The following is a 12,459-nucleotide window of genomic DNA, read 5'->3' on the forward strand; positions in this document are numbered from 1 at the left end:
CCTTTAGTCCTTCACGCCGGAGACGCTCATGAGCGTGAACAGCCCGGTGGCGACATGCACCTGGCTGCCGTCATCGAGCCCGTAAACATCGGACCGGGCAATGGTCAGCGTCCGCCCCGGCTTGATCACCCTGCCCCGTGCGAGCAGCACCGTCTGGCTTGCCGGATTGAGCAGGTTGATCTTGTATTCTGTGGTCAGCACGCCTGCGCCAGCCTCAAACAGGGACAAGGCGGCATACCCGGCGGCGCTGTCGGCAATGGCCGACGTGGCACCGGCATGGAAAAAGCCGTGCTGCTGGGTCAGTTCAGGCGCCATCTTCAATTCAAGATCGACGGCGCCCGGCGACAGATGCGCGATCTGCGCCCCCAGATGCGCCATGAATTTCTGCGATGCGAAGCTTGCTTTGACCCGGTCGCTCCAGTCCGGATCTCTTGGCGACAGGTCCATCAGGCGTCCTCCGGTTTCGTGGCAGACAATTCGGCAATTCGCTGATGCGCACCAGCTTCCACTTCATCGAGCTCGAGCAAGGTCAGTTCGATGTCACGCTGCTTTTCCAAGAGCTCCCCCCGGCGCGCGGCGATCTTGTCGAGCAGCAGGCGCAACTGGCCCGTCTCGCCCGGCGCGCTGCCATACATCTCGATCATTTCCTTGATTTCATTCAAGGAAAAGCCAAGCCGCTTGCCCCGCAGGATCAGTTTGATGCGCGTTCGGTCACCGGGCGTATAGAGCCGCTGACGGCCCCGCCGCGTCGGCGACACCAGGCCCTGCGCTTCGTAGAACCGAAGCGTGCGGGTGGTGATGTCGAATTCCTGGGTCAGCTGGGTGATTGTGAAATAGCGCTGCATGCCCGCTCCTTGTTGGAGCGCACAGTTCAGTCTTTTTACGTTAAAGTCAATACATCTGTTTTTAAGACGAAAAAACAGTGTGTTAATTGATCACATTTTCAATTCAGGAAGCGACTTTTCCGAATTCAGGACGTTGAGGTCAACATCGGTTTCAATGCCGGTGACCCGTCCTCTGTCATGGTACTGCCAAAGCACCCAGTCCGAAGGATAGTCCGGCGAATGCCAGATGGACCGGGCCCAGAGGCGCCGGTTCAGCCCACTGCCCTTCAAATAGGCCTCATAGAACTCAGCCGGCGCGTAAAAGATCACCTGTTTTCCGCGTGCAGCCTCCACCAGCGTGGTGAAGGCACTGATTTCACGCAGCACTTCGGCCGCGGGCGGACGGCGGGCGCAGTTCCTGGCAAGCTCCAGATCCAGAACCGGCGCCAGCATGTCACTATCCTGCGGCAGCACGCTCAGGAAGTTTTCCGCCTGCTTCTGCCCCGGTTCGCACAGGCTGAAGAAATGGTAGGCACCCCGGGCAAGACCCGCGCTGCCGGCCCCTGCCCAGTTTCGCTCAAAGGCGCTGTCTTTGAAATCACCGCCCTCGCTGGCCTTCATGTAGACAAAGGCGACATCATCGGACGCGACCTCAGCCCAGTCGATATCCCCGAGGTGATGGGAGACATCGATCCCGCGCACGGGAAAATCGTCCCGGTCCGGTTCCCAGTTCATGAAGAAAAACGCAGCTCCGACAATCGAGATGACCCCACCGACCACCACATAGAACATGGTTCGCAAGATTGCTTGCAAGAGATTCATTCCGCCACCCCAAAATCCCCATCTGAGGGGAGACTGCCCCAAATCAGTTAAAAATCACGCCAAGAAATTCGGCCAGAGCGGCGCCGCGGCCAATTCCAGCACGTTGCCGTCCGGATCGTTGAAATAAAGGCTGGTACCACCAGCGGGCCAGGTAACCTCGCTGATGATCGCGATGCCCTGCTCTCCCAGATAGTCCCGCCAGGGCTGTAATTGATCGGCCGAGACACGAAAAGCAAAATGGCTGTGGCCACTGGTGTCATGGCCCGGCACGATGCCCCCGGATGTCGGCACGTCGTCGCCGGTATGGCCTCTGTGAAAGACAAGCAGCGCCTGTGCCGGTCCCGCGTCATAGGCAAAGAGCCGCTCCCCGGCCACCATGCGCTTCAGGCCAAGGATATCGGAGTAGAAAGCATGTGCGGCCTCCATGTCATCGACATAGACGGCCGTTTCCAGGATACCGTCGAGTTTGGGTCGCATTGATCCATCCGTTTGCTACTCAAAACGTCGGCTCAAGCATACCTGCATCAGCGAGCCTGTCGAGGTGAACAACAACACAGGGCCCTTGCCCAAACATGCTCCTCAGAGCGGAAAGCCCGGAACGCTCATCACCGGGTTGAACTCCGTGATCGCATAAGATGCCACGGCCTCAATCTTGAAGGGATCAAGCGCAACCAGGTGCTCGATCTCTGCGCGCGAGGAGCCCTTCGCCAGGATCACGCCCCCGGTGCGCGGGTTCTTGGGGCCCGACGCCAGAAAATGACCGGCCGCATATTGGTCTTTCAGAAAGCTCCGGTGCGCTTCCAGGTGCCGGTCGACGTCGGCAAGGTCTGCTGTGTAGGTCAGGTCGATGACAAAAAGGCTCATGGGATCGGTATACCGCCTGGAGGAATGGCGCCGGCCCGGCCGGTGCAGCCGGGCCGGCTCGGGTTCAGACGACGGTCAGCTTGACGTCGATATTGTTGCGCGTCGCGTTGGAATAAGGGCAGACCTGATGTGCCTTGGCTACCAGATCCTCGGCGACAGCCGTTTCGAGACCCGGCAGCGAGACGTCGAGCGCCACCGTCAGACCGAAACCGCCTTCCGATCGCGGACCGATCCCGACCGTTGAGGTAATGGATGCGTCTACCGGAACAGCGATTTTCTCCTGGCCACCGACAAATTTCATCGCCCCGATGAAACAGGCGGCATAGCCGGCCGCGAACAGTTCTTCCGGATTGTTGCCCGGGCCGCCGGCACCGCCGAGTTCCTTCGGCGTTGAAAGGGCAACCTTGAAAGACCCGCTCAGCGTCTCTGCAGCGCCGTCCCGGCCACCGGTTGCCTTCGCTTTCGTTTCGTAAAGCACGTCTACAGCCATCTTGCTATCCTTCAGCTCAATCTCTTTAAATCGCACAAGATTAAATCGTGCGCGATATACATTACCCACATATAGAAGCTGCACAGAACCGTCAACAGGTTGCGACCATATCGCGCGCGATTTATAACGGACTCATGAACGAGACGACCAATCAGATGTCGCTTCTGGACGCGATCGGTTTGCCCGCGGCAGAAGAGACCAAGAAACAGAAAAAAGACAAGCCGGCGAAAGCCGAAAAGTCTGAGAAAAAACCGCGCAAGAAGAAAGCCGCGGCACCCGATGAGGCGCCTGCGAAAGCCGCAGATCCTGCACCGGTCGCGGCGGCGGCCCCGCAGGAGGACCCACCTGCTGCCGTCACCGTTTCTGCCACCGATAGGGAGGCGGAAGACACAGCGCCTTCAGTGCCGGAAACACCGGCTGCTCCGGGCGATGCGGCCAATCCGGTTTCCCTAGACCAGTATCTCTGTTTTGCGCTCTATTCGGCCAACCACGCGATGCACGGGGTCTACAAGGCCCTCCTGAAGGAAGCCGGCCTCACCTATCCGCAATTCCTGGCCATGACAGTGTTGTGGGAAAACAACAACGTACCGGTCGGCACCATCACCGCAAAGCTGCAGCTCGACACCAACACGCTGACACCGCTGCTGAAACGGCTCGAAGCCATGGGGCTCGTGACCCGGACTCGCAATCCCAAGGACGAGCGTCAGGTCATCCTGAAACTCACCCGCAAGGGCCGCGCGCTGCAGAAAAAGACCGAGCATTTCAGCACCTGCATTCTGTCCTCGACCGGGTTGAAACTCGAGGAAGTCATGACGCTGCAATCCAGGATCATGCAGCTGCGCGACAATCTGCGCGAAGCAGGCCTCGACGCCTGATGCAAAGCGTCAGGACCAAGACCTGTCCTGACGCAACAACGCCTGGCAGATCGTGCGTTTCAGAACTTCCTGCGCCATCTCTTCCGGCCAGCTGCAGTCCCGGGTCAACAGGCCCCAGGTCTGCACGCTGAAGGAGGCCCACAGGTAATCCGCGGCCTGCTTTGCCGTCCAGTCCGGCGCCAGGGCCCCTTCCTTTTCCAGTCCCTGCGTCAGGGTTAAAAGCCAGTCCCGCAATTCACTCATCCGGTCTTCCCAGGCGGCAGAGGCGTCCGCATCGGTGCTTCTGAGCCGGATCAGGTCCGAAGCCACCGGGTAGATTTCCTTCACGAACCGGATCCACACCTCGACCGTCGAAACGAGGCGCACTCGAGGGTCTGTTTCCTCGAAAGCCGCAAACAGCCTGGCCCTGATATCCAGTCGTTCGTCCGTGCGCCGGACCAGCGCCAGGATCATGCCCCCGCGCGAGCCGAAATGATCATAGACCGATTGCCGGCTGATCCCGGCCGCCTTTGCGATCTGGGCCAGGGACACGTCCGCGCCGTGGTCGCAAATCAGGCTCCAGGCCTTGTCCAGGATCTCTGCTCTGGTTTTTTGCAGTCGCCGCTCACTTGACACGTGTAAAGTCATCTCCATATTTGACATGTGTAAAATTATGGAGATCGACAATGACCGTCAACCAGCAAACCCTGCAATTCGCCGATTGGTATGGACCGGGCCTCGACGGCACCAGCCCGACAGAAACACAGTGGGCAGACCTTCTGGGCCGGGCACCCGACAAACCCGTCACCTTGATCAATTTCTTCAAACTCAGGGAAAAAGCGCTCTATCAGGATGACGCCGAGACCGTGTCAGGCCAGGAAGCCTTTTCAAACTATGCCTCTGTCAGCGTACCGGCCATGGAGCGCGCCGGTGGCCGTTTTCTCTATGTCGGTCCGTTTCAGGGCATGTTTCTGGGCGAGACCGAGGACTGGGACCTGATCGCCATCGGCGCCTATCCGGACCTGAAGGCCTTCACGGCCCTTTATTCCGATGAAGCCTATCGGGGTGCGTTTCACCACCGCACGGCTGCCTGTGAACGCCAGAAAGTGATCGTTTGTGGCGATTAAGCCAATGAAACGGAAAGAGATCTAGAACGGCAGGCCGAACCAGAGTGCGGCAATGCCGAGAAAGGCGAAGAAGCCGACCACATCGGTCACCGTCGTCACGAAAACGCTGGAGGCAATGGCCGGATCGACATTCATCCGGTCAAGCGCGATCGGGATCAGCAGGCCGGAGAGACCGGCAAACAGCATGTTGATCACGATCGCCCCGGCGATCACCACGCCAAGGCCCGGACTTGCAAACCAGAGCCAGGCCGTGACCCCGATCAGCACCGCCAGCGCCACACCGTTGAGCACGCTCACCAGCACCTCACGATTGAGGACGCGGAGCATGTTGCGGGCGCCCAGCTCCTGGGTGGCGATACCGCGCACGGCAACCGTCATGGTCTGCGTGCCCGCATTGCCACCCATGGAGGCCACGATGGGCATCAGCACGGCGAGCGCGACCATGGCCTCGATCGTGTCTTCAAAAAGGGCAATCACCACGGACGCCAGAATGGCCGTTCCCAGATTGACGACCAGCCAGGTAAACCGCGAGCGCGCGATGGTGATGACATCGTCGGAGATTTCCTCGTCGCCAACACCGGCCAGCGCGCGAATGTCTTCTTCCGCTTCTTCCTGGATGACATCGACGATGTCATCGACGGTCAGCACACCGACAAGTCGCTCATTTTCGTCAACGACGGCGGCAGAGACCAGATTGTAGCGTTCAAACCGACGGGCGGTCTCTTCCTGGTCTTCCGTTGCCAGGACAGCCTGCCGCGTCTCTTCCATGATGGAAGTGACCTTTTCGTCGCGCCTGGTGCGCAGGATCTTGTCCAGATGCACCGCCCCCAGGAGCTTGAACTTGGGATCCACCACGTAGATTTCGTAGAAACTGTCCGGAAGATCCCGCGCCTCGCGCATGTAGTCGATGGTTTGTCCGACGGTCCAGAAGGGCGCAACGGCGATGAATTCGCTCTGCATGCGCCGGCCGGCGCTGTCTTCCGGATAGTCCAGAGCCTTTTGCAGCTGCGCCCGGTCGGCATAGGGCAGCTCTTCCAGGATCTCGGCCTGATCGTCTTCGTCCAGGTCTTCCAGGATGTAGACGGCGTCATCGGAATCAAGGTCTTCCAGACCTTCGGCGATGACCTCGTTGGGCAGCTCTTCCAGCAGTTCAAGGCGAACCGCCTCGTCGATTTCCGTCAGTGCGGTGTAGTCGAACTCGTCGCCCAGCAACCGGACAAAGGCGGCACGGTCATCCGCATCGAGCGTTTCAAGCAGATCGCCGGTATCGGCCTCGTGCAGGTCGCCGGCCAGTTCGCGAAGCGCAACCGTGTCCTTTGCCTGGATTGCCGCTTCGACGGCGGCAATGAAATCAGGATTGAGGCGCTCTTCTTCGTCACGCACCGGGATCAGCGGTTCGGACGGCACGGCGACATCAAGCTCAGCTGCTTCGCTCATCCGGCACCCTCCTCACCTGCGTGTTGACCCGATCCGGTGAGCCTGCACCGGCGTTCGTCCAGAACTAGCGTTTGCAGGGAAAAAGCGCCACAGGAAAAACGAAACCGGTCCACAGACTTACGCAGATGAAAGCAACTTGAAACCGTGTGCTCCACGCCGGACAATCCAGCTGGTCAGGCGCCGTCAAAAACCTCGGCAACCCTTGGTGCGCGCGGCCGCACGCAGCTGCTCCAGATAGGCTTCCACCTTTGCCGGCAAAATGGTCTCGTCATCGGATATACAGCGCGGCGCCTGCCGAAACGCCCGTCGGGCCCGCTCGCTCTTCAGACACACACGCCCCTCCGCCAGCACTTCCTGTTCGGTATACCAGAGCTGTTGGCAGGTCATCGCCCCGAAGCGACCGGGATTGACCGTGAGCTTCTGGGCCCACGCGATATCTGCGAACGACAACAAGAAAGCCAAAGCGATTATCGGTTTGAGCCTGCTGCTGCGATGGCCTTTCTTCCAGTACCGGAAAACGTCACGCACGGTTTTCAACCTCCACAGTACTGCTTGTCGCCGCCGCCAATCTGGCCAGCAAAAGGAGAAGGACCAACGTCAGGCCCATGCGCAGAAGGGCATAGCCATACCCCAGGATCACAGCAGACTGAAGCTGATCCGGCATGTCCGGTCGCAGGGCCGCAAAAGACAGCAAAGCCGAGATCAGTTCCAGGACAACCAGCGCCAGATAGATTTTCCAGGCCTTGCGCGGTCTCAGAACCACCAGCGTCAGGACCAGCAAAATCACCAGGCATTCAAGTGTTGAAATCAGGATCGACCAGACGCCAGGCGACATCAGTTGAGGCAGAAGCACGTGACGCCACACGGCTGCACTCTGGACTGCAACCAGCCAGAAGTCCTTGATCGAGAAAACGGTCGTGACCAGCTGAAGCAACAAAAGTGCAACAACGGCAATTGCGACACCAAGGAGCGCCGCCCGTTTCAAAATGGTCTTGTCGGTCGAGATCACACGTCACCCAGGTTGGTTTTCAAGGACATAGCAGCGGTGCAAATGCGGCATCAATGAGAGCGTCAGCACTTGCTCCTGACACACGCCGACACGATCACCTGCGTCTATAGCCAACGTCCCAGACGTTCGGCATGAGGACTGAGATCGGCAGAATATGTTTCCATCCTTGCCGTCAACAGGAGCCTGCGCCCTTCCCTGGACCTCACCGAGACAAGATCGACATCCGAAACATGCCGCTGCCAACAGCGCGCCAGGGCTTCCGCCTGGTTTTTCCGGGCCCCGAGGGCATCTGGAACCGGATGATAATCGGTACGCGTCTGCCCATAACCGCGCACCTGCCGCAACAGGATGTATCTTGGGTTCTCCACTGGACTCAAAAGCTGCTCCAGGCATTTCAGGAAAAGCGCCTGTTCCTTGGGCTCTGCGCCATCCAGGCTGCAGAAATGCTCGCCGTGCAGAACATGAACAGCAGGCTTCAACTGATGGACCGGTGTCTTTAGCTGCCCTGTTTCCGACAGCGCCTCAAGCACAGCCTTCCCGATCTGCGACAGATTCTGTTCCACCGACCGGTTGCGTAGCGCCCGCGGAACCGTCTTGAGGAGGTTTTCCTTCTTCGCGAGCAAGAGCGTGAGCAATAGGACGACGGCCGCCCCCAGGGCAGACACCGTTTTTTGTTCCCAGAGGGAATAGGCCAGCGCAGCAACGGCCAGAACCAGCAAGGGCAGGATCACCCCACCCATACGCCTGGCCCTGCGATAGACCCAGCTCTGGGGGGCTCTGCGCACGGCGGCCATGGGGCGCAGTCTTGCACCAGCCGAGCTCTTGAAAAGGGCCAGCTTCCAGCGCTCTGCAAGCCCTGCCCGATCGGCACTTCTGGCAAAGGTTGCCCCGTTGACCTGATCAAGCGCTTCTTCCGACCAGACCGTTTCGGCGAACCCCAGCCGTCCCAACCCTGTTTCGATATAGGGCGGATCGCTCATGCTGAGGCCTTCAAAGGCCTTGAAGCGGCGCACCAGCAGTACGGCATCCTGTCCGAGATCCTCGCGCAGGGGCTCCTGCGATTTGAAGTGTCTTCCCATCTGCCGGCCTGTCTCCAGAACCTTGCCGGCGACGCTGCTGGTGTCCGGCAGATTGACACAAGCCAGATGCCAGACATTTGCCGTTTTCCGGCTGTCCTCCGGGTCCTTCCGGATGGCGCGGCCCCGCATCTGGTTGGACAGCATGAACGATCCGACCGTGCTCGCCAGCACAAGGGAATTGATGCAGGGCGCGTCCCAGCCCTCTCCCAGAAGCGCCTGGGTCCCGACAAGCACGGTCACGCCGCCCTTCCGGAACACTTCGGTCATCAGGGGGACCGTCAGATGACGGACGGCGGCCGTCAGTTCCACCTCAACATAATCGGCATCGTGGGCCAGCGGTCGCAAACGCAGGTCGTCCCGGCTGAGCCCGGCTTTCCCGCAGGCGGCTTGCAACAGTTCCAGTGCCTTGGCCGGCAAGACCACATAGGAACCCGTCAACAGCCCGACTTCGTAGGCATAGTCACCGCGATTGCGCAGGACCTCGAACACCGGCACCGCGCCGATCTTGACCGGTTCATAGTCCGCCTGCTGATCACTGGGCTGAAGATCGCGGTGAATGTGATCGGTCAGGATGACCATGCGCAGACGACTGCCCAAACTGGAGCATTCCGCTGCCACGATGGACCGGATGCTCTGGATCTTGCCCAGGCTGTTGCGCAGCATGCGATCGATCCGGTCCATGTTGGCAAGCGCGACTCTTTTGCCGCGCATTCCGCCAAAGGTCTTGAGCTTCCTGGAAATTTCCTTTCGGAAATCCGGCTCGAACCGGTCGGCCATCTCGCCGTTCAGGACACCGTTCAACAGGCATTCCAGAAACTCCCGATCCAGCCCGGGCAGTTCCCCTTTGTCCAGACTGAAGAGTTCCAGCAGCACCGGGGAAACAGAACGTCCGGCGGCAGTCAGAAACACCAGCGCGGCGAGACAGACGTCTGCCTGACGGAAAAGCTCCTCTTCCCAATCGGCCGGATTGCGAAACCAGGGCAGATTTTCCAGGCGGTCAAGAAATTCCGCGTTCATCAGCAGGTCTTGTGCAAATCCATTGAGATTGTTGGCAAACGCATTGATGAAGCTGGTTTCGTCTGCAGTTGGCGCGGAGAAGCAGACCAGGTCCTGATGCGGACACAGGTCGCCGGTCTTGACCAGCTCCGGCACGGAAATCTCGCAGTCTATCGGACCGCACAGGGCTTCATAATTGTCCCATTCCGCCGCGTCGGTGTCATAAGGCGGCGTCGCGGTCAAAGAAACGGTCGTGGTCTCCTCGGGAAGCGCCTGGCGCAGCTGCATGAGGGACTGGTGCCACTCCTTGCGCAAGTGATGCGCTTCATCGAAAACCAGCGTGCCGATACCAAGGTCTCGAAACTGCTGAACAAGTTTCTCGGCATCTGACCAACCGTTTCCGTCTCCAGCCGCCGGCGGCGTACCCGTCATTGCGGCGTGAAAGCCCTGGTAGGTCACGATCGTGACCGGTTTCACTTCCCGGATGTTCAGCGATATCCAGCTGTCGTCAGCCCCATCCGGCAGAAACAGCTCTGTCAGACGTGACTTCCATTGCTGCCGGATCGTCAGTGTCGGCGCAAAAACGATGGCCGGTTTTCCAAGGCGACGCAGCACCTCCAGGCCGAGCACCGTTTTGCCAGACCCAGGCGCTGCAACGACATGCAACTGAGAATCGTCCAGATGACGATCCAGTTCATCCAGAACCCGCTGTTGATAGTCTCTCCAGGGAAACTTGAAGCGCATGCTTTGCAGGATCTGGTCAAACCGGTGCCGGCTATCGGAGTTACCCGTCATGCCGGACCGCTGGACTTGCGCGCAACGGAGACCGGCCGGAAGGCGAGACCCTGCAAGACTGTCAGTCCCTTGCACATTCCGGTGGCCTGGTCTCCATTGTCCAGTCAGCAACCTTCATGGCAGGAAGTTTCGTCTTGAATTGCCTGTCGTTGTGCACACCCTTGCCGGTCAGCAGATTGACGTCGCATTGGCCGGCGGCATCCGGATCGAGCGTATCGTAGTAGCTGTAGGTATAGCCCGCCACGACAAAGGCGCCACCCCGATAGGCAATGGTCAGGATCTGTTCCCAGCGATCCCGTCCGATGGACGAGTTCTCCGAATAGATTTTCAGCGACCCGTGTTCGGTTTCTTCCATCCACGGTTCCTGGCCATACATGCCGCCCCGCCAGACAATATCCTTGGCATGGACGGCCTGAACCCAGCCCTCGCCCGCATCGGTGAAGACATAGAGGTCGCCGCCGTCTTCCGTTTCGGCGAGCACGGCCCGGTAGCGATAGATGTCGCCGTCAATGGGCACGGTCGCGGAGCCAACCACCGATTGCGGCGAGATCATTGGCTCCTGGGCGAAACCGCTGCCGGTGATCGGCAGCATGGCCACTGCGGCCAACACCGGCAATGTAAGATTTGCTTTGAAAGTCAACATCTTCAGCCCCTGACACGCGTCTCCCGGACAGAAGCTGTTCAGGCAAGACGCTGTGAATCGAACGCCGGGACAAGAAAGCATATTCGGCGCTGCGCCGACAAGCGCATCCATCTGTGCCTTCCAAGCGACCCAAAAACCAAAAAGGCCGCCCCGGGGGCAGCCTTTTGGTGAAGCACTGGTAGCATGCTTCGAATATGGTGCGGTCGAGAAGACTCGAACTTCCACGGGTTTTACCCCACAGCGACCTCAACGCTGCGCGTCTACCAATTCCGCCACGACCGCATATTCGATTGTTCCCGGCGCCTGTCAGCGTCGAGGCGCTCCATGTAGCAAAAGGAATTTGGGGGCGCAAGAGCCCTTTTTGCAATAATTCACAGGCTCACGAGATTTCTTCAAAACAGCTGTGCATTCAGGCTAGAGCGGCCCATCGGTGCGCATCGGCCGGATCTCGGGTGGCCGCATCAGGACTTCTGTGATCGAGATGCCGATCCGCTCGCCAAGCAGCACCACCTGGCCCTTTGCGACCAGGGTGTTGTTGGCGTAGATCCTGACGTCATCGTCCTCGTTGACATCGAGATCGATCACGGCACCACGGCCCATGCGAAGGAGCTGGTGAACGGGCATCTCGTTCTCCCCCAGCACAACGGATATGTCGACTTTGATCTCGTCAAAGGTGGTCATTGGACGCATTGATCCTTAAAAGGGGCATTGCCCGCCAGCGCTCCATCATATCACGGCACGGCCTGCCAGCTCAAAAAACAATGAAGTGTCATCCACATGTCACCAGCCGATAGAGACGACCTTTCTTACAGTTTTCTGCCAAAACCGGGCTCTGCACCGGTGGAATGGCGTATTTCGGACGACCTTGTCGATTATGAGCAGGCGATCGCGGAAATGGATGCGCATGTTGCGAGAATCATAGCGGGTGACGCGGGCGAGCAGGTCTGGCTGCTGGAGCACCCTCCCCTTTATACCGCCGGCAAGCGCGCCGACGATGCCGATCTGGTCGCGCCGGACCGGTTCCCGGTCTATCGCACAGGGCGCGGCGGTCAGCATACCTATCACGGTCCCGGCCAGCGGGTTGCTTACGTGATGCTTGATCTGAAGCGACGCCATCAGGACGTACGCGCCTTTGTCTCCGCACTCGAAGCCTGGCTGATCAACACGCTCTGGCACTACCATATCCGCGGCGAACGGCGAGAGGACCGGGTCGGCGTCTGGGTACGCCGGCCGGATCGCGGCGCGACCGTCGAGGACAAGATCGCCGCCATCGGCATTCGCCTGCGCAAGTGGGTGGCCTTTCACGGCATCAGCTTCAATGTCGAGCCGGAACTGGAGCATTTCTCAGGCATCGTCCCCTGCGGCGTCACCGAGCATGGTGTCACCAGCCTGGTCGACCTCGGCATTCCCGTGACAATGGCTGAAAACGACAGCGTCCTTCGGGGGGAATTTGAGAAAATCTTCGGCCCGACGGAACTGCGCTGACGGGATCCCTGGCGGCCACAACCACGAGAAATGA

16 protein-coding genes and 1 tRNA gene are annotated in these 12,459 nt (G+C 59.6%); 3 read left to right on the plus strand and 14 right to left on the minus strand.

All coding sequences use genetic code 11. The features are described from left to right. Positions 1–3: 3 nt before the first annotated feature. From CHH27_RS07505 to CHH27_RS07530, 6 genes are all read right to left on the minus strand, one after another. Positions 4–447, minus strand: coding sequence for a PaaI family thioesterase (locus tag CHH27_RS07505; RefSeq protein WP_094071036.1), 444 nt, complete (start codon positions 445–447; stop codon positions 4–6). After that, on the minus strand, positions 447–845 hold the full coding sequence (locus tag CHH27_RS07510; RefSeq protein WP_094071037.1) for a MerR family DNA-binding transcriptional regulator: 399 nt from the start codon (positions 843–845) through the stop codon (positions 447–449). Before CHH27_RS07510 ends, CHH27_RS07505 begins: the two co-directional genes overlap by 1 nt. Before the next feature lie 90 nt (positions 846–935). Continuing rightward, positions 936–1,646 carry a GH25 family lysozyme gene (locus CHH27_RS07515; RefSeq protein WP_094071038.1) on the minus strand — a complete coding sequence of 237 codons (711 nt, stop codon included), beginning with the start codon at positions 1,644–1,646 and terminating at the stop codon, positions 936–938. Positions 1,647–1,700: 54 nt separating this feature from the next. After that, a complete protein-coding gene (locus tag CHH27_RS07520) occupies positions 1,701–2,123 on the minus strand; it encodes a VOC family protein (RefSeq protein ID WP_094071039.1) in 423 nt (140 codons plus the stop codon). Positions 2,124–2,225: 102 nt separating this feature from the next. Then, positions 2,226–2,510, minus strand: a complete 285-nt coding sequence (locus tag CHH27_RS07525) for a YciI family protein (protein WP_094071040.1) — start codon at positions 2,508–2,510, stop codon at positions 2,226–2,228. Between the two features lie 64 nt (positions 2,511–2,574). Further along, positions 2,575–3,000: an organic hydroperoxide resistance protein gene (locus tag CHH27_RS07530; protein WP_094071041.1), complete on the minus strand. Its 426-nt coding sequence runs from the start codon at positions 2,998–3,000 to the stop codon at positions 2,575–2,577. A 134-nt stretch (positions 3,001–3,134) separates the two neighbouring features. Between CHH27_RS07530 and CHH27_RS28295 the strand changes: the two genes are divergently transcribed. Next, a complete protein-coding gene (locus tag CHH27_RS28295) occupies positions 3,135–3,875 on the plus strand; it encodes a MarR family winged helix-turn-helix transcriptional regulator (protein WP_094071042.1) in 741 nt (246 codons plus the stop codon). 9 nt (positions 3,876–3,884) lie between these two features. Here the strand turns inward: CHH27_RS28295 and CHH27_RS07540 are convergent, their stop codons facing one another. Next, positions 3,885–4,490, minus strand: coding sequence for a TetR/AcrR family transcriptional regulator (locus CHH27_RS07540; RefSeq protein ID WP_157738781.1), 606 nt, complete (start codon positions 4,488–4,490; stop codon positions 3,885–3,887). 50 nt (positions 4,491–4,540) lie between these two features. Here CHH27_RS07540 and CHH27_RS07545 point away from each other — a divergent pair, with 50 nt between their 5' ends. Further along, positions 4,541–4,981 (plus strand): DUF1330 domain-containing protein, encoded by a 441-nt coding sequence (locus CHH27_RS07545; protein ID WP_094071044.1) that lies wholly within the window; start codon positions 4,541–4,543, stop codon positions 4,979–4,981. A 21-nt stretch (positions 4,982–5,002) separates the two neighbouring features. Here CHH27_RS07545 and mgtE read toward each other — a convergent pair whose 3' ends face one another. From mgtE to CHH27_RS07580, 7 genes are all read right to left on the minus strand, one after another. Next, positions 5,003–6,418 (minus strand): magnesium transporter, encoded by a 1,416-nt coding sequence (mgtE, locus tag CHH27_RS07550; protein WP_094071045.1) that lies wholly within the window; start codon positions 6,416–6,418, stop codon positions 5,003–5,005. 183 nt (positions 6,419–6,601) lie between these two features. Next, complete coding sequence (locus tag CHH27_RS07555) at positions 6,602–6,946, minus strand: hypothetical protein (protein ID WP_094071046.1); 345 nt, start codon at positions 6,944–6,946, stop codon at positions 6,602–6,604. Further along, complete coding sequence (locus CHH27_RS07560) at positions 6,939–7,427, minus strand: hypothetical protein (protein ID WP_094071047.1); 489 nt, start codon at positions 7,425–7,427, stop codon at positions 6,939–6,941. Before CHH27_RS07560 ends, CHH27_RS07555 begins: the two co-directional genes overlap by 8 nt. 104 nt (positions 7,428–7,531) lie before the next feature. Continuing rightward, a complete protein-coding gene (locus tag CHH27_RS07565) occupies positions 7,532–10,297 on the minus strand; it encodes a DEAD/DEAH box helicase family protein (protein ID WP_094071048.1) in 2,766 nt (921 codons plus the stop codon). 61 nt (positions 10,298–10,358) lie between these two features. Next, positions 10,359–10,940, minus strand: a complete 582-nt coding sequence (locus tag CHH27_RS07570) for a hypothetical protein (protein ID WP_157738784.1) — start codon at positions 10,938–10,940, stop codon at positions 10,359–10,361. Positions 10,941–11,135: 195 nt separating this feature from the next. After that, a tRNA-Leu gene (locus CHH27_RS07575) sits at positions 11,136–11,222 on the minus strand. A 132-nt stretch (positions 11,223–11,354) separates the two neighbouring features. After that, the gene (locus CHH27_RS07580; RefSeq protein ID WP_094071050.1) at positions 11,355–11,621 is read right to left on the minus strand and encodes a FliM/FliN family flagellar motor switch protein; all 267 of its coding nucleotides are present in this window, start codon (positions 11,619–11,621) and stop codon (positions 11,355–11,357) included. Positions 11,622–11,717: 96 nt separating this feature from the next. Between CHH27_RS07580 and lipB the strand changes: the two genes are divergently transcribed. Beyond that, a complete protein-coding gene (lipB, locus tag CHH27_RS07585; RefSeq protein ID WP_094071051.1) occupies positions 11,718–12,425 on the plus strand; it encodes a lipoyl(octanoyl) transferase LipB in 708 nt (235 codons plus the stop codon). The last annotated feature ends 34 nt before the right edge of the window (positions 12,426–12,459 follow it).

The sequence above is a fragment of the Labrenzia sp. VG12 genome (assembly GCF_002237595.1).
GTDB lineage: Bacteria > Pseudomonadota > Alphaproteobacteria > Rhizobiales > Stappiaceae > Roseibium.

Excerpts from the sequence above, each read along its gene's own strand:
- CHH27_RS07505 (WP_094071036.1), bottom strand. The coding sequence starts at position 447 with ATGGACCTGTCGCCAAGAGATCCGGACTGGAGCGACCGGGTCAAAGCA.
- CHH27_RS07510 (WP_094071037.1), bottom strand. The coding sequence starts at position 845 with ATGCAGCGCTATTTCACAATCACCCAGCTGACCCAGGAATTCGACATC.
- CHH27_RS07515 (WP_094071038.1), bottom strand. The coding sequence starts at position 1,646 with ATGAATCTCTTGCAAGCAATCTTGCGAACCATGTTCTATGTGGTGGTC.
- CHH27_RS07520 (WP_094071039.1), bottom strand. The coding sequence starts at position 2,123 with ATGCGACCCAAACTCGACGGTATCCTGGAAACGGCCGTCTATGTCGAT.
- CHH27_RS07525 (WP_094071040.1), bottom strand. The coding sequence starts at position 2,510 with ATGAGCCTTTTTGTCATCGACCTGACCTACACAGCAGACCTTGCCGAC.
- CHH27_RS07530 (WP_094071041.1), bottom strand. The coding sequence starts at position 3,000 with ATGGCTGTAGACGTGCTTTACGAAACGAAAGCGAAGGCAACCGGTGGC.
- CHH27_RS28295 (WP_094071042.1), top strand. The coding sequence starts at position 3,135 with ATGAACGAGACGACCAATCAGATGTCGCTTCTGGACGCGATCGGTTTG.
- CHH27_RS07545 (WP_094071044.1), top strand. The coding sequence starts at position 4,541 with ATGACCGTCAACCAGCAAACCCTGCAATTCGCCGATTGGTATGGACCG.
- mgtE (WP_094071045.1), bottom strand. The coding sequence starts at position 6,418 with ATGAGCGAAGCAGCTGAGCTTGATGTCGCCGTGCCGTCCGAACCGCTG.
- CHH27_RS07565 (WP_094071048.1), bottom strand. The coding sequence starts at position 10,297 with ATGACGGGTAACTCCGATAGCCGGCACCGGTTTGACCAGATCCTGCAA.
- CHH27_RS07570 (WP_157738784.1), bottom strand. The coding sequence starts at position 10,940 with ATGTTGACTTTCAAAGCAAATCTTACATTGCCGGTGTTGGCCGCAGTG.
- CHH27_RS07580 (WP_094071050.1), bottom strand. The coding sequence starts at position 11,621 with ATGACCACCTTTGACGAGATCAAAGTCGACATATCCGTTGTGCTGGGG.
- lipB (WP_094071051.1), top strand. The coding sequence starts at position 11,718 with ATGTCACCAGCCGATAGAGACGACCTTTCTTACAGTTTTCTGCCAAAA.